Origin of the sequence: Corallococcus sp. Z5C101001 (assembly GCF_007352635.1) — a bacterium.
Taxonomy (GTDB): domain Bacteria; phylum Myxococcota; class Myxococcia; order Myxococcales; family Myxococcaceae; genus Corallococcus; species Corallococcus silvisoli.
Window position 1 is genome coordinate 1167736 of sequence record NZ_VKLU01000005.1, and the last position, 23834, is coordinate 1191569.

Consider the following 23834-nt stretch of genomic DNA (forward strand, 5'->3'; position numbering starts at 1 on the left):
TCATCGCGACTCCCCCTCGGTCCGCCCAGACGCCTTCCCGGTGGACAGCCGCTCCGGGTAGCGCTTCACGGTGATGTCCTTGCGAAGCTGCTCCGTCCGCTCCTGCACGGCGTCGTTGCGGGCCTGCGCCGCGAGCACGCCCCGCACTTCCTCGAAGGAGGGCACCACCGTGCGCGGAGCTTCCAACGCCTTCGCCACATGCAACCCGAAGGGCGTCGTGAACGGGGCGGAAGGCACACCCGGCTTGAGCTCCGCCACCGCCGCGAAGAAGCGTGGATCCACCTGGCCCTCGCGCAGCACGCCCAGGTCTCCGCCCTGACTGCCCGTGGCCGCATCCTCCGACGTCTCCCTGGCCACCACCGCGAAGTCCTCACCTCCCACCAGCCGCGCATAGACGCGGTTGATGCGAGCCTGCGCCGCCACGCGCTCCGCTTCGGTCGCCTGCGGCTGCACGTAGACCACGATGTGGGCCACGTGCACTTCGCGCCGGGCCAGGGAATCCTTCTGGGCCGCGTAGCGCTGGCGCAGGGCCTCTTCCGTGGAGGCCTTCGCGCCCACGGACTCTACATACGCATGCGCGAGCACCTCGCGTCTCGCGGCCTCCAGACGTGCCGTGAGCGCCGGGTCCTTGAGCAGACCGTCGCGCCGAGCCGCCTCCGCGAGCAACGTCCGGTCCACCACCGCCTCCAGCGCGGCCTCTGGCGTCCCCCCCGCCTGCTGTTGCAGCGCGACGTCCGCGAGCAACACCGGCGTGTCCCCGACCCGCGCGACCTCCTCCCGCGATCCACACGCCCCCAGCCCACACACCGCCAGCACCAGCACTCCCCAAACCAGCCCCGGCTTCACTGTCCGCCTCCAGAGGACTGACGGACGAAATCGCCCGCGCAGTCACCGTCACCACAACTCCAGACATCGTTCCGAGCCGCCGCACCACCGCCGACCGACTCCAGCATCGCATGCCAGCCCCAGCGGGACTCCCAGTCCCCGCCGGGCAAGGACATCCTCTCCGCGCCGGCCAGGACCGAGGCCAGGAGCGGTCCGGAAGCCGGCGTGAGCACGGCCTCCACATCTTGCGCCTGTTGCTTCTGAGTCGCAGGAGGCGCCGCCGGGCGCCGGACCTTCGGAGCAGCGGTTCCGGAGCCCGAGGACTCACGGTCCTCGGGGGGCATTCCGCGCCCCATGGACGAAGAGCCGTGGTCGCGCTCCCTCGCCCTCATCGACGGGGCGATGTCGACGCACCGGTGCGCGGCGCCATCCGCCGCGCATGTCTGCGACGCGTTGCAGCTGAACCAGGGGCGGCCCGGATCACAGGGCTCGTCCCACGACAGGACGCCTGTGACGTGCATCGTCGTGTCACGCGTCCCGCTGACGATGATGAAGGCGGACCTGTCCCCATCGACGTAGAGCCTGTTCGTGCTCGGCACGCCGCCGTCGGCCAACGCCTGGACCTGTGTTCCTCCCGCGAGCGAGGCGCTGTCGGGCGTACCGCCCGCGAGGTCACTCCCCCCGGGAATGCCACCATCCGGCAGGCCGCCATCTGGCAGGCCGCCATCTGGCGCTTCCTCGGAGAACGCGCTGCGCATCAAGGACGGGTCCACCGCGACCTTGCAGGTCTGGTCGGAGAAGGCGCAGCCACCACTGCGCAGGGATACCGTGGCGAATGGAGCGTCGACGTAGACGTAGCCTGAGCCCGGCATCCGCACACCGAAGACCCGGTCGGGCGCGGCGGGACCGCACTTCTGCTCTTCATCCTTGGTCGCGCCCACCAGGGAGACCAGGGTGAACTCCGAGGTGACGACCAGGGGCGCGGCGCAGCTCTCACCGTCGCCCCCTCCCTCCACCTCGCCCGCGGCGGATCCACATCCCGGGTCCTCGGGCCAATCCTTTCCATTCACCCGGTCGTCATCGACGTCATTCGAGCACGCCGGCGGAACCGGGGGATCCGTTTCGTCGTCATCTTGAGGAGAGGAGCACCCCGGATCCGCCGGGTAGTCGATCAGCTCATCCTCGTCATTGTTGTTCTCGGAGTCGCTGCACTGAGCCATCCGGCAGCGCATCTCTCCATCCGTGGGCAGGCAATACGACCCGGACTCGCAGGCGAACCAGGGTTGGGTCGGGTCGCAGGTGGTCCCATCGTAGAGGGTCCCCGAGACCTGCAGCTGGGCATCCTCGGAGCCACTGACCACGAGGAAGTAGGTGCCGGCCTCCAATGACTTCGACACCCTCCCGGTCACCCCGTAGTCATTCGGATGATCGAAGTACCCTTTGCCGCACCTCAACTCGGAGGTCTCGAGGGGGCAGACCGAGCGCAGCGCGACGTTGGCGTAGTCCGCCCTGGCCGTGAAGGCGCCGTCGCCGGGGAAGTGGAAGCCGTAGACACGGTCAGGGGCAGGGACCGAGCAGCTTGATTCGAAGTCCGTCGACGCGGTGGTGAGCGACACGGACGTCAGCGCGGCGGTGATGACCGCCGGAGCGGCGCAGCTCTCTCCATTGCCCGGGACCTCCTGGCCCCCAGCCGCGAAGCCACATGCCGGGTCGTTGGGGAAGTCCATCAAGCCGTCCCCATCGTCATCCACGTTGTTTCCACAGATGGGCAGCGGATCCGGGTCCTCCTCCGAGGTGTCCTCCGGCGACGTGCATCCTGGATCGTAGGGGTAGTCCACCCGCCCGTCCGGAGGTGAATCGTTGTCCTTGCCGTCCATGCAGGCTGGCAGGTTGCAACGATGAACACCGTGGACGTCCGGCTCACAGGTTCCAGCGACGCAGACGAAGTCCTGCGAAGCCGGATCGCACTTCGCGTCCTGGCCCAACTGCGCGCTGAGGAGCTTGAGAGTGGACGGGCCGGTTGTTCCCAGTGGGTACTGGACGAAGATCCGTGCATCAGCAGACAGGTTCTTCACCGTCTGGATGCCTGTCTTGCAGTCAGAAGTCGGATCCTCGCACGCCTCCGTTACGACCGCCGGCGTCTGGGTTTCAAAAGTGAGCCTCTTCACGGGCCCGTCGAAGGGCAGCGACACCCAGGTTCCCGTGTTGACACCCGTATACCCGGAGCACCAGGGGGCGCCCGGCGCGGCCGCGGGCTCCAGGTAGGTCAACGGGATTCCGGCCGGCACAGGAAGCGCGCACCACTGTCCCGCGCCTGCCGCGAGCACGGGCAGGGTCTTCATGGCCGTCGCACGGAGTCCCGACTGGTCCTCCGCCTCCAGTTCGACCTGGACGGTCCCCTCCACATCCCAACGGAGGGGAAAGGCCACGTAGTCGCTGGGGGACGAGGTGATCGCATACAGGTCGCCGTCCACCCGGAACGACACCCAGGACACCGGCGTCAGCTCATCCGACAGCAAGCCATGGATTTGCATGTTGCGCCCGGCGACCAGGTAGCTGGTCGCGACCGTGACGCTGGGGGGGAAGTTGAGGCCCACGGGGTAGGTGGCAACCGTGCTGTCGCTCTCCCCCAGGGCGTCTTCTGCCGTCGCGGACAGGTTCGCCGTGAAGGGAGGCACTCGAGCAGTCGCGCACAGCGACTTGCAGGAAGCGCTATCGCAGCCCAACGACTGAGCCAGGAGCGTTCCGTTCAGGCGCAGCTCCACGCGAGTGAGCTTCGAACTGTCGGACACCTGCATGCAGAACTGCTTGGAGTACCCCTCGTACAAGGGCCCTGTCACGGTGGAGAGGGTCACCACCGGCTTCAGGTTGGGCAGGGCCTGCACGGTCGCGGTCTGCCGGCTCTCCCGGCCACCGCGATCCACAGCCACCGCGGTGAGCGACACCACGCCGGAGGGTCCGGCCGCTGGCAGCACGAACTGTGTGTACAGCAGCCCCTGGGCCGTGGTGGCGACCTGCACTCCATCCGCCAGCAGGCTCAGAGAGGCGAGATCTCCGTCCGGATCGGAGGCGTTCACCGCCACCGTGACGACGTCACCCGAGCGGGCCGACGACGGCGCGGAGAAGGAGGTGATCACCGGCGGCTCCCCGTCGGGCTTGACCGTGTATTCCACCGTATTGCCCAGAGTGCGCCCCTGCGGGTCTCTCACCTGCAGCGTCAGCGAGAGCTTCTGGGCCACGCGCTCCTGCGGGATGCGCAGGACATAGCGCACGCTCTTCCCGCTGCCATCGGAGGCCAGGACTTCGTTCGTCGCGACGGGGACCCCGTCCATCAACAGCTCCAGCGTGTACGGACCATTTCCCCAGTAGTAGGGGGCGCTCTGGATGACGTTCTCGAATGGCAGGGCACGAAGCACGGCCGGAAGACCGGTGGGCGCCACCGTGAACAGGGGCGTCGGATTGACGCTCACCTGCCTCTGGACTGAAGCAGTCCGGCCCGCCGCATCCACGAGCTCCGCGCGGAGCATCTCCGTCAAGGGGGTCTGCACCAGGGGCATCCGGACCGTCAAGGTGACGCCCGGATTCTCACCGCTCGTGATGGCCTCTCCCAGGTTCCTGTCCCCCAGCAGCAGGCGGACTGTCGCGGGAGAGACGACCCCGGTCGCGTTCAGAGACACCGTGGCCGCCTGCCCCGACAGATAGGACGCGCTGACAGTGCTGAAGGCAATGCCCAGCGGCTGCTGCGGCACCGGAGGCGCCGCCACCCGGATGTTCACGGGCGCGGAGAGCGTGGACGTGCCATTGGCGGAGCGCACCCGTACCTGGAGCGAAACCTCGGTGCCCACGGCGCCATCCAGGGGCACCGACATTGGCGACTGCGGATCGACGTCATCCAGGATGCCCAAGGAGCGGCCGTTCACCAGGAGCTCCGCGGTGTTCATCCCAAAGCCAGAGGCCGCGCTCATCACCAGGTACTCCGACCCAGCGGCGACCTCCGCGCCCGGCAGCGGCAACGCGATGCGGACCGACGGCGCAGCGCGCAGCGAGTCCACCGGGAAGCGGCGGACCCCCAGGTAGCCATCCGCGACAATCAGGTCCGACCCCACCACCACGGCGTCATCCGCGCGTCCCGCGGGCACCGCTCCCACCAGCCGGGGAGCGTCCGGGTCCGTGAGGTCGAAGAGCTGCACTCCCCCAGCCGCTTCGCTCACGATGGCCAGGCGGCCATGCAGGCGGAGCCGCGTCACGGCCCCCACGGTGGGCACGGTCGCCCGCCGCACGCCGCCGGTGTCCGTCACCTGCCAGGTCGTCAGCCCCGTGGCGTTGCCTGTCACCAGCAAGCTGTCGTCCAGCGCCAGCGCCAGCACCGGGAGCTCCGCCTGCGTCGCCCAGCGACGCAGGACTCCGGAGCCATCCACGCCCACCAGGGTCCAGCCCGCCGACCCCAATGCCACCGCCGCCTTCCGCTCGTCGCCCGAGATGTCCAACGTCCCGACAGACAGGGTGAGCCCCGTGGCCCCCGTGTCCGGAAGCAGCGCGAGGCTCGACACCCTCTGCGCCTTGATGCCCCAGAGGCGGCCCGGAGACACGCTGAAGCGTGAAACCTCACCCAGTTGGCTGAGCCCCGTCACCACGTCGATGGTCCCATTGCCTCGGTCCACCACGCGGTAGACCACGTTGCCGTAGAGGCTGAAGAGAGACCCGCCCGCCTGCTCGAGCTGCGTCGTGTTCGTGAAAGCAAAGCTCTTGAGGACCTCCAGCGTCCCCGGCTTGGACAACCCCAACTGCCGGACGCCCGCGCTCCCCACGGCGACGAGCACGCCGTCGTGGAAGGCCGTCAACCCCAGCGGAGCAGGCGCCACGGAATAGGTGGCGGAAGGCGTGGTGGCCACCGCTTCCTCACGTCCGGGCAGCGCTCTCAGCTCCACCCCGGCGGCACCCGCCGCCAACATCACATCTCCAGAGACCGCCAGATCGCGGGCCTCCAGGGAGGACGCGGCCACCAGGGCCACCGTCATGGGCTCACGCACGTCCGCGATTCGCAGGAAGCCGTCCTCGCACAGGACATAGGCGCGTCCATCCACCACCTGCATCGCGCGCGCCGGAGCCCCGAGCGGAGCGGAGAACGAGCCCCCGTCCCAGAACTCCCGGACGCGGAGGAAGCGATCCGTGGCAACCACGAGCCTGTTCCCATCCCGCTTCGCGGCGATGACAGACTCCCCTGCCGGCAGGTACAGGTTGGCGGGCACTGGGGTCGCAGGCCAGCTTCCGACCCGGAACAGCATCTGGACCCGATTGACGTCGAGTCTGGCGAGGTAGCCATCCCGTCCGCCCGCGAGCAACGTGCTCGAACCCCAGAGGTAGGAGGCCGGGGTCAGCACCGGCCGTGCGGGATCATGAAGGTCGATGAAGCTCGGGTACTCCAGGGGAAGCGATCCCTTGGAGGCGTAGGCCGTCCCCGCGAACGTGAAGACCTGCTCCAGGGAGCGCTCGACGTGCCCGACACGCCGGGGAGCCGTGGCGGTGGACACGTCCACGATGTCCAGGCCCAGGTCCCCGTAGGCGAGGAGCACCAGGTTGCCATGGACCGCCATGGAACGCGGGGGCGAGGCGGACGTGAAGCGGCCCAGGTGGGTCAGCGAGGGCACTGGCCCGCGCGTCAACTGCCCCACCTCGAAGCCCGTGGCCGTGCGGACATAGACGCGGTCCTCGAGCACTTCGATCTGCTCGGCGCCCGCGAAGTCCTGCGCGAACAGCGAACCCGGTTGGGGCGCGAGAGGCGCCACGACCTTCCACACCGTCGGCGTCAGCGACGGCGTGAGGCCCGCGCGGTCGGTGACCGTGACCTCCAGCTTCAGCTCCACACCCGGCTGGGTTTCCGGCGGCACGACATAGCGGAGCCGGCCGCTCCCCGTGGCGACGACAGTTCCATCCCGCTTCAGCACCTGCTGGATGCGCGCCACTCCACCCGCGTCCTGCGCCGTCACCGTCGACATCAGCGGGCTCCCGGCCGCGATCCGTCCCGCGGTCGGCTCCACCGTCACCGTCACCAGCGGCGCCGTGGTGTCGTCCACCACGATGAGGTCCTTCGTCCGCGGCGCGGACTCACGCCCGGAGGTGTCCACCGCGATCGCTTCGATCCTCACGGACGTGCTGCCTGTCACCTGCGGCATCAGCAGCGAGGCCACATAGGGTGCCGCCACCACGCGCTGCTGCTCCACGGCCTGCAGGTCCGGCCCGATGACGCGGAAGCGGACCTCCCTGACCGTCGCCGGAGAGGTCGTGGCGATCACCCGCACGCGCGTCCCCTCCAGGATGGAGGTCGACTCCACGGGCTCCAGCGCGCTCACGACCGGGGCGGTCCCCGTGTCGTCGAGGACCTGGAGTTGGGCGGACTTCGCCGGGCCATGGCGGCCCTGCGCATCCACCGCGACGGCGGTCACGGTCACCGTGCCATCCTGGGCGACCTGCGGCGCGCGCAGCACGCCTGCCCATGCGGGCGCGGTGAAGACAACAGGCGCACCTCCCGCCACCGACACCTCGACGCGGGCCACCTGATTCGGCGACGCCGCCACCGGGCGCACCTGGAACTCCGTGCCCTCCAGAACCCCGACGTCAGGAACCTCCAGCGCCACGAGCACCGGCCCCGCCCCAGCGTCCACCAGCGACACCGGCTGTGAGGCCTGGGCCCCGTTGCCAGCCAGGTCCCGTACCCTCAAGGACACCAGCGCCTCACCGACCGTGAGAGGCAGGTCCACCGACGCGGGCAGGACGTTGTCGAGCGTCTCCACGACGCGACCGTCGACCAACAGTTCGGCGGTGAAGGCATTCAGTGGCTCCGCGCCATCCGCCCATGTCGTCGTGAGCGCCAGGCGCGCGCCCGGCGCCGCGGTGGCAGCCAGGGCGAGTGTCAGCTGGGGCAGCCCGGGCCCACGCCCCAGGGCGAGCCGGGACAGCGTCGTCCCCTTCGCCGCGAAGACGGTGTTGCCCGAAGCCACCAGGCGTCCCTGCACTTCCGGGTACCGGCCCGCCACCCGCGGCGCCGCCCGAGCATCCAGCACCGTCAGCCCGGCATCGGAGCCCGCGAGCAACCATGGTCCGAGCGTCGCCACGGACGTCGCCGTGCCACCAAGCGGCTTCTCCCCCACCAGCGACAGCGTTCCATCCGTGAAGGCAAAGCAACGCGCGCTCGCTCCCACCACACAGGCCCGCTCGGAGCCCAGGGCAGTGACGGCGATGCCCTCGGTCTGCACCCACGCCACCCGCTTCGGCGCGGGAGGAACCGTCAGGTCGACCGCGGACAGATAGCCCCCCGCCAGCGCGTAGAGCCAGTCGCCCTGAAGTGCCAGCGCCGTGACGTTGCCCATGGGCAGGCGTGCACGCAGCGCGCCCGCCGGGTCGTATGACTCCAGTCCCTCATCGGTTCCGATGACGAAGCCACCGCGGAACGCGCCCACGGACGTGGGCTCGCGGCGCAGTGTCACGCTTCCGACCGTGGACAGGTCCTCCGCGTCCAGAAGCAGCAGCGTTCCCGCTCCCGCCAGGCGCGACACCACGGCCACTCGTTCACCCCGGACGGCGAGCCCCGCGGGCTCACCTTCCAGGCTCCGTCGCGACGCCAGCGTTCCATCCGCTCGCGACCGGCGCTCCACCGCCGCGCCGCCACCCGCGTCGTCTCGGAGGACGAAGAGTTCGTCTCCCTGGAGCGCCAGGGCCTTCACGGTGTCGACTCCGTCCAGCACGGAGCGCGACGCAGGGCCCTGCGCGAAGACCGCCAGGATCCCCTCGGATGCGGCCGCCACCGTGCCGCCCAGCCCCGAAGCCTGAGCCGCCACGCGGACCGGGGCACCTTCAGGCCCCAGCGGCAACACATTCCCCGTCGAGCCTGTCGAGACACCCGCATCCGCGACAAAGAGCTGCTGTTGGACGAGGGCGCCCACGCTCGCCGTGGCCAGCGCCGAGACCGATGCGCCACCCGCGAACACTGGCCCCTCCAACTCCACCGGCAACACGAGGGTCGGCGGCAGGGCATTGCTGTCCTGGACAATGATCTGCCGGAGCGACGTGGCCTCGATCCCTGCGTTGTCGCGCACCAGGGCCTTCACCGTGGCGCGGCTTCCCCCAGCCCCCACCGCGGGCGCCGTGAAGTTCGCGCTCCACGGCGGCGAGGTCAGGACGCGCTCCTGGGCATCCAGGGCGAGCACCACGTGCTTGATTCCGGCGGACGCGGCCACTTCGGCGCTCACGCTCACCTGGGTCCCCTCCGTGTAGGTCCATTCGCCCGCCGGAGAGACGAGGGAGATCATCGGTGCGCTGGCGGGCTCGACCGTCACCGTGAGCGACGGGGCTGTCCCTTCGTTCCCCCGGGCGTCCAACGCATGGGCCACGAACGTCACCGGGGTCGGCGCTGTCACCACGGGCGCGGTCCAGCGCGTCGACCAGGTCGGTCCAGTCAGCGTCTCCAGATCCACCCCATCCTTCGTGAAGCGGACGGACTTCACGGCGTTGTTGTCCGTGGCACTCACGCGCAGCTCCACCGCACGCCCCGAGGCCACCCGCGTATCCGCCGCCGGCGACAGGAATGCCACCACGGGCGCGGTGATGTCCGGCGTCACCGTGAGCAACACGGGCGCGGCGCTGCCCACGAGCTGTGCATCGTCCACGGCGCGGGCCGTGAGCGCGTAGGTTTCGGGTCCCGCCCCCACCCGCGGCGCCTTCAGGGCGTAGGTCAGCGGGCCGGTGGGATTCGTGACGAGCTTCAGCGACGCCTCATCGAGCCGCAGCTCCAGGCTCCTCACGCTTGAGTTGTCCGTGGCGACCACCACCACGTCGAGCGACGCCCCTTCCTCCAGGGTGAGCTGCGCGACCGCGGGCGCGGTGAAGGCGACCGTCGGCGGCAGGTCGTTCACCACCTGCACGGTGATGGCATCCGTCTGCTTGACGTTGCCCGCCGCGTCCTCGGCCCATGCCACCAGCGCCGAAGAGGAGCCCACCTTCCCCGTGGGCCAGGTGTACGTGAAGATGCCGTTGCTCCCAGCCACGGCGACCCCGTCCACGAACAGCTTGCGTGCGCTGATTTGACCGGAGTCATCCGTCGCGCGGACCTCGAAGGTCCAGACCGTCTGGGCGCTGAAGCGGTCGCCGTTCACCACGGGCAGGCCGGAGCCCTTCGCGATGAGCTCCACCGAAGGAGGCACGCCATCCACCGTGCGGAACGTCACCGTGCCGCCCTGCACGAGGGCATTGCCCACCAGGTCGGTGACGCCCTGCACGCTCAACGTGTACTGCGTCGTCTGCTCCAGGGCCGCGGACGGCACCAGGGTGAGGCTCCGTCCATCCGGGGCCACCGTCACCGTCGCCGCGACCTCGAGCCCCGTGAGGGTCCGCCGGAGCGTCGCCTGCGCTGCGCTCGCCGGGGCGATGGGCTCGTCGAAGCGGACCGTGAACCGAGACGCCACGGGCACGCTCTGTCCACCCGACGCGCCGGACGGCTCCCACGACACCACGGCGGGCGGACGCAGATCCGCGCGACTGACCAGCGCGCCCAGTGACACCGCCGCGGTCCCGGGCTGCTCCAGCCGCAGCGCCACGGGCCCGGCGGCCCCCGCGGCGAGCTCCACGGTCAGCGAGGTGCCCGTCAGGGCGACGACCTTCACGGGGGCCGTTGCCTCGAAGACCGCGAGCCCGCGCGTGAACCGCCCACCCGTGAACGTCACGGTGCCACCCTCGAGCGGAACCACCGCGGGCATGACTCCGCTGACGAACGGCTGGGCGACATAGGTGAACGCCCCGTCCCATCGCAGCCAGGGCTGCGTGCTGGACTCCAGCGCCACCGTCACCGGACCAGCCACGTCCGCCGCCGGCGTGTGGACGCGCAGCGCGGTATCGCTGCGGCCCGCTTCCGGAACCACGCCCGTGCCGCCGAAGTAGACCTTCGACACATTGTCCAACTGGAAGCCGGTGAGCAGCACGGACGTCCCACCCGCCACGTCCCCATGGTCGGGAAGGATGGACGTGAGTCCCATCGTGGTGCCCTCGGCGCCGCCGACGACCGGGAAGCGCCAGGGGCCTCGCAGGGTACCCCCGACCGCCCCGGAGCCCGCCAGCTGCGCCTCGGCCACGTAGACGGTTCCCGCCATCAGCGAAGGCACCGGCGTGTAGCCGCGCAGGTACCCCGTGCCGACAGACGATCCCGGGACGGGAGTCGAGCCGGCCACGGACTTCACCACCAGCGTGCTCGCCGTTGCCACCGACGGGGAGAGGAAGGGCGACAGCGTCATCGACACCGTCCCTCCGGGAGGCAGGTCGCCACCCGGCGCCGGCGATGTCGTCACCGCCACGGGATAGGGCAGGTGGAACGTCTTCATCGTGGACGCATTCGCCGCCACCGCGACGCCGCCCACCACCAGGGTGCGCGCATTCGGCAGCCCGCTCGCCGGGGCCCAGGTGCGCTCCTGGAACACGCCTGCGTCAGGCGCCGTCGTGTCCACCCAGGACAACCGCGTGCGTCCCCCCACCCACGCCCACGGCCCCGAGAGCGCCACGGACAGCGCGTCGTTGCCAGCCGTCTGCGAGTCCCAACCGCCCACCAACGCAGGCTCCCTGGGCATCGTGGCATCCACCAATCGGATGCCGGTTCCCAGCCCCAGGAGGACCTGGTTGCCCTCCACGGCCATGGACCACGCGGGCGCCGGCAGGTTGTCCACCTGCCCCAGCGTCTCCAACTGACCGCTGGTGAAGTCCCTCAGCTCCAGCCGCGACACGCCCCCCTGCTCCACGAGCAGTGCCAGCGCGCCCTGGACCCGAGCAAGGCCTCGGAGCATGCCGCCCGACAGGGTGGTCTGCGCGACCACGCGCAGCTGTCCGTCCACCCGGCCCAGCAGCACCACCTCATTGCCACCCGCGACCGCGACATAGGCCGCGTCTCGCGAGGCCACGACGGCCGTCGGCACCACGCCCTCGGGCACGAGCAGCACCCGCTCCTGCTCCTGCGGCGAGCATGCGCCCGGATCGACGCTGGCGCAGTTGCCCAGCGCGTAGCGCACCAGACGCCCGGGCCCCACGAGGTAGGCCTCGTCACCGCTGACCGTCAGGGCCGTGGCATTGGCCACGCCTGGGACGTCGTTCGGAAGGTCATACAGCGTCTCGTTCAGAGCCAGGCCGCGCACGACCAGCCTGCCACCCCGCGCCACCAACAACGTGCTGCCCACCCGGGCCATCGCATCCGCGCCCAGGGACGACGATCCCGTCTCCTCCAGCGTGAACGTGAAGGGCGTGGACCAGAGCGCACTCTGCTCCGTGGTGTCCGGGCCCGGCGTCGCCACGCGGAGGGGAACCGACCCCGTGAGGTTGTCCGGCACGCGGACGCGCAGCTGGGTCGCCGACAGCAGCTCGACCGATGGCGCGAGCACCGTGCCGAAGTACACCCGGCTCCCACCGTACAGCCCCTGTCCCGTCAGCGTGATGAGGCTCTGGCTGTTGAACTGCGCCGACGTCGCCGACACCGCGGTCAGCACCGGCGGCGCCAGGTAGCGATAGGCTCCCAGCCGCGAAACGGAGAGTCCTCCGGGGTTCACGATCTCGACCGCGGCGGGTCCGGCCACGCCCGCGGGCACCGTCACCTGGACGCTGCGGCCATCGCCGGACACCTCCACCTGTGTCGCGGGGGCGCCGCCGAACGTCACGCCGCAGCCAACCGCGAAGTGCTCACCCGTCAGCGTCACGCGATTGCCGCCCGCCTCCAGTCCGTGAGCCGGGAACACCCTCGTCAGCTCCGGCAGCTCCGCCGACACCAGCGAGGCCGTCTTGAAGCGCACATCCACGTCCGTGCCCAGCGCCCCACCGGACAGGTCCGCCAGCGTGGCGCCGACGTGCAGCCGGTATTGGGAGGACGGGCTCAGCGGTGAATACGGTTCCAGGACCACGTCCGCCCCACGCGTTGTCGCCACCACCCGCCGCGCGACAGCGACCGCCGCATCGCCGTTCGCCGACACCTTCGACAACGTCACGCCCTGCGCCGTGTTGACGTCGGCGAGGGTCGTCACGTGCACCCGGGGGGCCGTTCCCACCGACACCGTCTCACCCTCGGAGGGCGTCGTCCCGACGACCTCCAGGTGGTCCAGCTCAACGACCGACAGGGAGCCAGCCAGCGTGGCCGACGACGAGGGCGCCTGCGACAGCGGCAGCTCCACCGGCGAGCCCTGCCCATCCAGGAACAGCGTGCCCACCAGCAGGTAGTCACCCGCGAACGCCGCCGTGCGCGCATCGCCCACGACCTGCAACCGCTCCAGTGCCACCGGCACGCCACCCACCGGCACGGCGAAGCGCTGCACCTTGCCGCCGCCCCCGGACACGTACGCCACCCCGCCCGCCACCCAGGTCTGCTCGGCCGACATCCAGGTCCGCCCCAGCGGATCCGTCAGGACCAGCACGCCTCCCGCCGCCGGATGCGGCGGGTCCGCCAGCTCCACCATCTGCACCTGACGCGCCGTGCCCAGCGACGCGAATACGCGCGTGCCGCTCACGGCGAGGTGTCTCGCCGGCATGGACAACGGGAAGCCGTCGCCCAGTTCGGACAACGCCCCGTTCGCCGCGTCCAGCACGTGCAGCCGCGGCGTCGCCGGATTGCCGTCCGCCACCACCAGCAGAGACCCGTACAACACCATCGCCCTGGCGCCACCGGACAGGAGCCGCTGGCCCACCGGCAACGGTTCCGCCGTCTCTCCCAGCCGGTACATCGAAACGCCTGTCCCATCCGCGACGAACAACAGGTCGTCCTTCACCAGCACGTCGAACGCCCCACCCGTCACCGGAAGGGACGGCTGCGCGACCGGCGAAGCAGGGGTCGCGACATTCCACCGCAGCACGCCCGCGGGCCCCGCCGCCACGTAGAGCGCGTCGCCTGCCTTCGCGAGCCGCCGCGCCCCCCCCGCCGCGCTGAAGGTGAGGGTCTTCTCCTCGCGCAGGATGGGCAGCTCGTTCAGCCGCGCGATGAGCAGCCCGCCCTGCGTCGTGGCCCGGGATGCCTCGTACACGACCGAGCCATCCGCGTTGGTGAGGGCCGTCTCTCCGCCCAGCGCGACATACGCCGTGCCTTCGTCCACCAGCACGTGCGCCACGGGCAGGGTGGGCAGCCGCGAGACCGCGCCCGCTCCATAGAGGAACGGCAGCGGCTGGGACGCGGGCTGATCTGGAAGCCCCAGCGTCACGTCCACCAGCCCGGAGGCATGCGGCGGCGCCTTCGCCTCCGCGCGATCCATGGAGGACACGCGCACTTCGAACGACTGTATCCCGCCGAACGTCACCGTCATCCCCGGCTGGAAGCCGTGACCGGTGAGACTCACCACGACGCCGCCTTGCTGCGGCGCCTGCGACGGCGTCATGGCGACCAGTTGGAGCAGATCCCGGTAGAGGAAACCGCCCAGGCGCCGAGCCATCAGGCCTGACGGCTCGTCGATGACCTCCACCATGGCGGGCCCTGCCATCGCCGCGATGGACGGGGGAATCCGCACCTGCAGCGCGCTGTCGGAATACGACGTCACCTCCGCGTCCTGGCCGCCTACCCGCACCCGGGTGCCGGGCACGCCCGCCAGCGGCGCACGGAATCCGCCACCCTCGAGCGTGACGGTGGTGGTGACATTCGCCCGCCCGGAGGCGGGCTCCAGCCGTGTGATGACCGGCTGACGCGCGTCCAGGCCCGCGATGGTGAAGACGGCCTCCACCGGCGATGCCAGAGGCCGCGTGTCGAAGCCCTTCACGCCCGCCGTGATTCTCACGCGGACCTGGGACCCCGGCGGGAAGGCCACGTTCGGAGTGAAGATGGACGTCGAGCCGCGCGTGGCGAACACGGTCTCGTACGAACCCGCCGCACCGACCCAGCCCGAGCCCTCGTTCACGCTCACCTGGAAGGTGTTCTCCGTCACGCTCTCCTTCACGACCGGAAGGCTGAAGCGCGCTTGGATGGACCGCCCGGTCGGCACGATGCTGCCCGCGGCGGGCTCCAGTTCCACCGCCAGCAGGTCCGACGGCGGCACCTCGATGACGGTGCTGCGGCCAGCCGTGGCTGCGAACAACGAGCCACCCACGAAGCTCAGGCCCACCACCGGGCTTCCCAGGTCCGACGACTGGAGGACCTTGGGTGCGGACTCGTTGGACAGGTCGAAGACGTACAGCTTCGTCCCCACCGTCACGTAGGCACGGCCCGAGCGCACGAGCAGGCGGCTCGACACCAGCTGCTCATACGTGCGCACCCCGGAGAACACCGAGATGTGTCCCACCGACGCGCCCGTCCGTGTGTGGATGGAGAGCGTCAGGCCGTTGCCCTTGCCCGCGGCCACGGACGAGGTGAGCGTGTAGAAGCGATCCACGCCCAGCTCCAACGCCAGCACGTCGGCGTTGAGCGACACCGTGTCCTGGTTCTCCAGCCTGGGTCCGCCGCCATGGAACACCTGCACGCCGCCCCACGCGGCGCCTGGGTCCGTGACGCCCACGTAGATGAGATCCCCCTCCACCCGGACGCTCGTCGCGAGCGACCCTCCCGTGGACGCGCTGGCCGTCAGGAACGGCGCCTCTGGCCGAGACACGTCCACCGCCTGGAGCCCCATCGCGTCCACGGCCAGGAACGCCAGGGCACCGGAGAGGTCCAGCCCGCGCACCGCCGCCTGCGTGGAGAGCCCGCCCAGCCGCAACGGGTGCTCCTCCACCTTCACGTCGAAGAGCTCCAGCCCGAAGTAGCCGCTGTTGGCCACACCTACCGCGAGCTGATCGCCCCTCAGGGAGATCTCCGACGCCACGCGGGGCGGGAAGCCCGGCAGGTCCAGCGACGAGCCCACCGGCAGGTCGTACGAGAAATAACCCACCTGCACCGGGGTGCCGCCGGGGCGGGCGAGCCACACTGGCACCAGCGCCGGGTGGTCCACCGCGGGCGTGATGAACTTCAGCGAGGACAGGTCTCGAACATCCACATCCAGGTTCTGCGACCCCACCACGTCACTCCAATGGGGCGCCACGAAGACGCGCGTTCCTGGGGCCAGGGCCCGTCCCGACAGGGACACCGACACGGCCGTTCCGCCCGCCACAGGACCGTGGTCCGGGACGAGGCTCACGCCAATCCCCTCCAGGGGCTCCAGGTAGAGCACGGACGACGGCAGCACCGCGACCGGGCCCCCGGCGTTTCGGACCTCGAGGTCCGCCGGGCCCGCCACGGTGGTCGCCGGAGCCACCACGCTCAACTGACCGTCGCTGTCGACGGTGAAGGTCGCGGGATTGCCCCCCACGAAGACGGCGGACGTGCCAGTGAAGTGCGTCCCCGTCACGGTCAACGGTGTGCCTCCAGCCAGCGAGGCGGACGGCGGCGTCACCGCGACAAGCGTCGGGGTCCGGCTGCCGACAGCCGCCGTGTGGAACGCGAGCTGGAACGGGATGAGCAACGCGCCGCCTCGCTGATCCGTCACGGACGAGGCCACGGACAGTTGGTAGTCGCGGTCCGGCAGCAGGTCCTCGTCCGCATGGACCGTCAACACCGCGCCATCGACCGTCAACGTCACGTCCACCGTATCGCCGGGCTGGCCATTCGTGCCAGGCAACAGCCGCAGCACGACGCTGCTGTCCGTGAAGGACGGCGCGGCCAGGGGGCGGTTGAAGCGCACCGTCAGCGCCGCGGCCTCGGGCGGGACGAGCGCCCGGCGCTCGGGCTCCATCCCCGTCACGTAGAGGAACGGCACCGACAGCTCCGTCAGCTGATTGCGTCCGGCGAGCAACAGTCGGTCCTCCACCGCCACCACGTCCAGGGCCGGCTCCACATTGCCGCCGCTCACCAGCTTGGGCTGGAGCGGATCCGCCACGTCCACCAGCACCACGCTCCCCTCCGCGGCCGCGACGAAGAGCATGTCGCCCAGCAGGCGCAACCGCTGCGGGTGGCCAGGGGTGTTGGACATCGCCTCGTCGAACAGCAACGTCCGCACCAGGGACGGGTTCTCCGGGTCCGACACGTCGAAGAACAGGAGCCCCTGGTCCGCCGCGGCGACGATGGCGACATCGCCCACCACCACCACGTCCGTCAGGGCCGAGTTCGCGGAGATCGACTTGGACGTCGCGCCCGGCCTCGACGAGGCGAAGACGTGCAGCCGTCCGTGCGGCGTGTATCCCTCAAACGGATTCGCGTGGTCGCCCCCGGCATGGCCCTTGAGCGTGTTGAACGGCGGGGGCGGCAGCTCGAACGGATCTCCAGACCCCGTCGAGCAGTTGAAGGCACCCTCGTGCGAGCCCGTGACCACGAACGCACGGCCATGGGCGAACGTCGCGCCGAAGACGTCCTCTCCCAGCGCCAGCTCACCCACGCGCATCGGGTCGCTCGGCACGCGCGTGTCGAACAACACCATCTTTCCGTCGGTGCCGTGCGCCTTCGGACTGCCGGGGCACTGTGCCTTCGGGTCCAACGTCAGGGTGGTGCTCAGCAGCCAGGCGCCCGTGGGCGTCGGCAGCACACGGGTGGCGAGCGGCGGCGTGTCCGCGCTCCCATTGTCCAGCGGAGCCCTGCCCAGCAGGGTCAACCGCAGGCTCTGGGACGCATCCAGCACGGCCAGACCGCTCTGCCCATTCGCCACGAGCAGCTGTCCGCCCCGGACCGCCACATCCAGCGAGTCCGGCATCACCTCCACGTCCGGAGGCTCCACCTGCCCCAACAGGCCCATGCGCGTCGCGAAGAAGCGATCCACGAGCACGTCCGGAGGCTCCACGATCTGATTGCCGGACGTCCGAGGACGGCCGGGCTGCGAAGCGTCGAACACCAACGCCCGGAAGGACTCGGGGATGCGGCCCTTGCCGGTGAGCGCCCCCTCATACGTCTGGAGGAAGGTGTTGCCATTGCCGCTGGCACCCGCCGCCGCGAACACCTGGAGGGGGTCCGCCGGGTTGGCCACGAGCGCGTGAGGCGAGGCCGCCACCACGCTCTCCTCCCCGGAGAACGCCAGGCCATAGCCCACCTCCGACGTCGAGCGCACGCGAGACAGCCCATCCGGCGACACCAGCGTCACGTCCGCCGCGCCAAAGGAGCCGGGCGGAGCCAGCGCCGTCAGCTCATGGAACGAAGTCACCGCCACGTCCCTGGCGGGCAAGCCCCGCACCAGGACCCGCGTGGAGCCCAGCGCGTCCGCCCACTCCGGCAGGAACCCGTCGCCCGACACCCGCACGGTGCTGTTCCCGCGCGGATTGAGGAAGCGGGGCATGGCGCTCCCCACGCGCAGAGGCGCCACGTACAGGAAGCCGCCCGCGCGACGCGCGGAGAGGCCAGACAACTGCACCAGCTCCACATCCGCCAGACCCACGGCGCCCGGGGGCGTCTTCACGCGCAGCCGCGTGGTCGACCACTCCTGAACCTCCGCCGTCACCCCGCCCACCTTCACCATCACACCTGGCTCGAAGCCGCTGCCGAGCACCTCGACGCGGCTCCCCCCGGACGTGGGCCCCACGCGGGGCACCACCTGGGAGATGACCGGCACGCGCCCCGCCGCGTCCGCCACGCGGAACGACAGCGAGAAGGGCGCGATGAGTGACGCGGCCCCTGGCGTCTGGAGGGCTTGAGACACATGGAGCTGCATCGCGGCGCCCGCGGGCAGCGGCGCGGAGGGCCGGAACATCAACGTGCTGCGCTGGGCACTGGACGTGCCCACCTCCAGGGGCAGTCCCGGCACCGGCACGCCATTGGCCGTGAGCGAGAAGGCCGACTCCGCGGTGTCGGCCTTGATGGCCGACGAGAAGAAGACAGTCACGGACGGCAGGTCCGTGGCGACCACGTCCCCCTCCGCCACGCTCGCGCCAGAAACGGACAGCTCCGCCGCGTCGCCGAACTCCAGCGACCAGCCGAGGATCCCGCGCTCGCGCACGCTCACCAGCCGGCCCCCGGCCGTCGCCACGGCACGGGCGTCACCGCCCTGGGTGCCGATGACGTGGTAGAGCAGCTTCGGATCGAGCAGGTTGTTGAGGTCCACCACCGCCACACCCGCGGCCCCCGCGGCCACATAGGCCAGACGGCCCGCGAGCCGCACGTCCCAGGCGAAGCCCTTCACGTCCAGGCTGGCGAGGCGCACCGGCACCGGCTGCGACACGTCGACCAGCACCAGCCCCGCATCCCCCGCCGCCACCACAGCCACGTCCCCCAGCATCCGCACGCGCTGGGCGGACAAGGCTTCGGGCAATGTCGTCAGCACGGAGGGCATCGCCGCGACGTTCCACACCTGGAGCTGTCCCGGCCCCACCTTGAAGTCGGCCGTGCGAGCTCCCGTTCCCACCACGGCCCGGCTTCCCCATGCGGCCACCGCCTGCGCACCCGCGCTGACGTCCGCGGTGTGCACGGGAAACGCCTCCACGGACACGTCGAACGAATGAAGCCCGCTGGCCGCGGCTGCCGCCATCAGCCGCTCGTCCCTCACGTCCACGCCGAACACGCCGTGGGTGCCCGCGCGCACCGTCCGGAGGATGGACACCCTCGTCGCTGGATCATCCACGTCCACGACCGCGACCGAGCCCCCCTTGGCGACACCGTTCTCGTCGCGCGACACGAGGCCGACATAGAGCAGGTCCTTCGTCGCGGCCGTGCCTGGCACGTACGCCACGGAGGTCGCCTCGTCGGGCAGGTCCAGGTGCGCGACGACGCGGTCATCCCGGCCGTCCTTGTCCTGGTCCACCAGGCCGCCCCGCTGATCGAACGGGATGTCGTCGCCGTCGTGGTGGTACCGCCCCGACAGGCTCACGACGTCCAGTGAGCGCTCTCCCACGACGAAGGCCCAGTCATCCACGACCACCACGTCCCGGAGCGCGCGGGCCAACGGCACCGCGGAGCCCATGGGCTGGTCGAAGGTGAAGCCACCCGCCAGGGTGTCCTCGACGAAGACCTCCGGGGTCGCCGGGTCGAACTGACGGATCGTCACGTCCGCAGGACCCCGCAGGCCATTGGGCGTGAACGCTTCCAAGAGCCCCAGGCCCAGCACCCGCACGGAGTCCGCGGGACGGCCACCGAAGCGCACCTGCACGGTGCCGTTGGGAGAGAAGCCCTTGCCCGAGAGGAGCACCCGCGTGCCCCCGGTGGTCGGCCCTCGCGCGGGCGTGACCGCCAGCAGGTCGAGCGGATCCACGTAGAGATAGGCGCCCAGCAGCTCGACGTGGCTGCCGCCGCTCCGCTTGACGGTGATGGTGGCGGCACCCGCCGCCGCTCCCTTGGGAGCCTTGATCCGAGCCTGCTTGCCTCCATCGAACACCTCGAGCACGTCCGCCCGGACGCCGTTGAAGCTCACCTCCAGCTCCCGGTCCGACTGGAAGCCCTTGCCTTGGAGGAGGACCTCCGTCTGGACGGAGGTCGGGCCCTGGCGCGGCGACACGCTGTCAACCACCAGCGGCGCCTCGTCCGTGTAGAGGACGGTGGTGAACTCCGCCACGTAGCGGCCCGGCATGGGCGCGCCGTCCGCCGAGGAGAGGAGTCCCTCGACGCGCAGCTGATACGTCCTGCCGGTCAACAACGGACCGGCAGGGTGCACGGTCACCGTTTTCCCCGCCGCGGTCACCGTCGCCCCCACGGAGGTCCCCTCGGCGGAGCCATCCAGCAGGACCAGCCGGACGGTGCTGGCATTGGCGTTGGATACCGGCAGGTTGAGCGCCACTGTCAGCGGATCCGTCACGAGGACGTCATCCGCGCCATCGGAGGGCTGGCTGCCGGTCACCACGGGGAAGGGCATGGTGACGACACTGACCGCGTCCTGGGCCACGGGCTGGCCCACGCGCCCCACGGTCTGCTGGACGGTCGCCACGATCAGTCCTCCAGCCACCGCCACGTCGGACAGCTTCGACGCCGGGTACAGGTCCACCGCGTTCACGGACTGGGGCAGAGCGGGTTCGGAGGCCAGGAGCACCTGCACCAGCGCGGACGGCCCGTAGGCGGAGGCCACGCTCAGGTGCGGTCCCATCGCGACGCTCGTGAACTTCATGCCGCGCACCAGGGGAACCACCGGCGACGCGTCCCGGGGACGCGAGAGCTGGGCCAGCGAAAGCGTCCGCAGGGCCTCGGACGACACCCTCAAGCCGTTGCGGCCGGACAGGGCCACGTCCGAGGTGCCTCCTGTCAGCTCTCCCAATACGGGGAGCCCGGGCTTCGCGAGGTCCACCACCAGCAACCGTTCATTCGCTCCCGACTTCGCGGTGAGGACCGCGACGTGCCCGGACACCTGCACGTCCTCGATGGAGGGCGACAGCATCTGTCCACCGAAGAGGAACTGCGTCACCGAGCCCAGCAGCACGGGCCGCGCGGAGTCCTGCAGGGAGTACAGCACCACGCCGCCGTTCCCCGCGGCCATCAGCGCCAGGTCTCCCGCGATGGCCAGGCCCTTCGCCTGCCCCACCGACGGGAAGGCCGCCTTGAGCTTGGGCTGGCTGGGGTTGGCCGCGTCGAAGACGAGCAGCGAGGGCCCTCCCTCGCCCACGACGTCCACGTAGGGCAGCGTCGCCCCGTTCGCCACGACGTACGCGTAGTGGCCCCGGATGGCCAGGGCCGCCGGTTGATACGGAGGAGGGATGCCAACCAGCCCCTTCAAGGCCGCATGCGCGGGGTCGGACACGTCCACCAACGACAGCGCGCCGTGGACGCTCTTCTCCAACATCTGCGCGGCATCCAACGCGGACACATAGACGTTCGATGGGGACAGGACCCACGCCACCCCCTCGGACAGCGCCAGCTTGATGGGCGGCTCCGAGGACAGCTTCCCAGCCGGCCGCAGGGGGCCATCCACGCCGGGCACATAACGGCCCACGGAGGACGCCACCGCCAGGTCCGTGTACAGGTAGGCCCCGGGCGCGACCACGCGCTTCTCATCCGGGTTCGTGACCACCACATCCGCGGGACCGAACGCCCCCGGAGGCACCTCCACCGTGAGCAGGCCCGGTGACACTACGCGCACCGCCGGGGACAGCGTGCCACCCACCTTGACGGTCGCGCCGCGCTGGAAGCCCGCGCCGATCACCTCCACCGTGTTGCCGCCCGCGAGCGGACCGGTGGCCGGCGACACGAAGTCCACGTGCAACACCTTGAGGTAGAGGTACCCGCCGAACAGCGACCCTTCCAGACCATTGGGGTTGACGACCGTCACGGTGGCCGCGCCCTCTTCGGCGCTGGGAGGTGCCTTCGCCCTCAAGAAGAGGCCGCTGTCGTCGACCGTGACCTCGGTCGCCTCCGCGCCGGAGAAGAAGACCCGGGCGCCGGGCATGAGGTTCGTCCCCGTCAGCTTCACGAGCGTGCCGCCCTCCTGGGGTCCCGACGAAGGCAGGAGCTCCGAGACGGTCGGCGGCTCCGCGTTCGCCATGCGCGTCGTGAAGCGCGTCCGGAAGGCCATTCCCAGGGTCCAGCCCTGGCTGGACGCCAGTTCGGGCCCCACGGTGAGGAAGTACTCCGTGGCCAGCGACAGCTGCGACGTGGGACGCACGCGCAGCCGCCGATCCGTCACCTCCACCGTCACGGGAACCGGCGGCCCCACCACGGGATCTCCCGCGCGCAACACCACCGTGCCCTCGAGCAGGCTGGCCTGCGAGATCGCCTCCGACAGGAAGACGTCGATCTTCGCTCCATTCAAGGCATCGGCGGACACCGGCATCTGCCGCGCCCCGTCCTCCGGGGTGACGGACGTCACGACCATCCGCTGGAGCCCGAAACGCACGAGTTCGCGGTCCATCACCGTCAGCGCTCCGCTCGCGGCCCCCACCACCTGGGAGGCACGCGGCAGGTTGGCGCGCACGAGCGTCTGCGCGGTGCCCTGCGGGGGGAAGGTGGACACCGACAGCATGCCCTTCACTGGCTGCGAGTCCTGGTCCGTCAGCCCGCTGGTGGCGAGCACGAGATTCCCCGACACGCTCACCGATTCGAGCCCCGTGGCCAGCAGGTCCTTGCGAGCCGGAGCGTGCGACAGCAGCGACACGAGCCGTGGCGCCTCCGGGCGCGAGAAGTCCACCTCCGCCAGATACGCACCGGCGCCCTGACATGCGACGAACGCACGCGAGCCCACGGCCGACACCGCGCTGGCCGCGCCGGGCACCGCGACGAAGCTGCGCTCCGGCGACACCATGGGGAGCTTGGGATTGCGCAAATCGAGGATGCGCAACCCACCGCTCCCAGCGGCCACCAGCAACAGGTGGCCAGACACGAAGACCCCCTGCGCGCCCTCCGCGCCCACCACGGGAACCGTCCGCACGCGCTGCGGGAGGTTCGGGTCGGACAGGTCCACCACCACCACGCCCGCGGTGCCATTGGCGACGTAGGCGAGCCGGTCCTTCACCGCCACGCCCCGGACGTCCGTGCCAGGAAGGTCCACGCTGCCCAGGACCTTCATCTGCCCCGGATTCACCACCGACAACAGCGGCGGGATGTACTGGCCCTGCAGCGTGTGTCCCGGCGTCAGCACCAGCGCGTGCGTGCCGTAGAAGGCGACCGCCGCGGGGGGAGCCGTGAAGGGCACGTAGGACGACTGTTGGATCGCCCCCGTGGAGAGCTGGGCGTAGACGAGCGCATTGCCCTGGAGCAGTTCCAGGCTGTTCAGCCCCTGCGCGCCCACCACCACCCGGCCTGTCTCGTCCGCCGCCACGGGGCCCAGCCGTCCGGAGCTGAAGGGACTCAGCCGCGCCAGCGATGGCTGCAGGCCCAGCTCCACCTCGACGGTCGGTGAGGTTCCCTTGTTGCCTGTCGGATCATCGGCCGTGGCGTAGAGGGGCAGCAGCTGCCCGGCACGGTCGTTCGGCAGCAGCGCGCTTCGCGAATACAAGGGCCGGCCCGCGGGGCCTGGCTGCGACTGCGTCGTGGAGTCCACGAACGTGCCATCCACATAGAACGCGACCTCGCTCACCTGGACGTTGTCGCGGGCGGCGGCCTTCAGCACCAGGAGGCTGCCGCCGGTCACGACGTCGCCCGCGGGCGGATCCACCCACTCCACGTCCGGAGGGACGGTGTCGCTCACGGTGCCCACGTCCACCGGGGCGGA

General features: G+C 70.7%; 2 protein-coding genes (1 of these 2 running past the window's edge). Both read right to left on the bottom strand.

Annotated elements, in window-relative coordinates:
• The gene (locus tag FOF48_RS15110) at positions 1-846 is read right to left on the bottom strand and encodes a peptidylprolyl isomerase (RefSeq protein WP_143902068.1); all 846 of its coding nucleotides are present in this window, start codon (positions 844-846) and stop codon (positions 1-3) included.
• Positions 843-23834, bottom strand: the 3' portion of a protein-coding gene (locus tag FOF48_RS15115) for an Ig-like domain-containing protein (RefSeq protein WP_143902070.1). It continues 8241 nt past the right edge of the window; 22992 of the gene's 31233 nt are visible here — the last part of the coding sequence; its start codon lies off the right edge, out of view — the gene reads right to left on this strand; its stop codon occupies positions 843-845. Before FOF48_RS15115 ends, FOF48_RS15110 begins: the two co-directional genes overlap by 4 nt.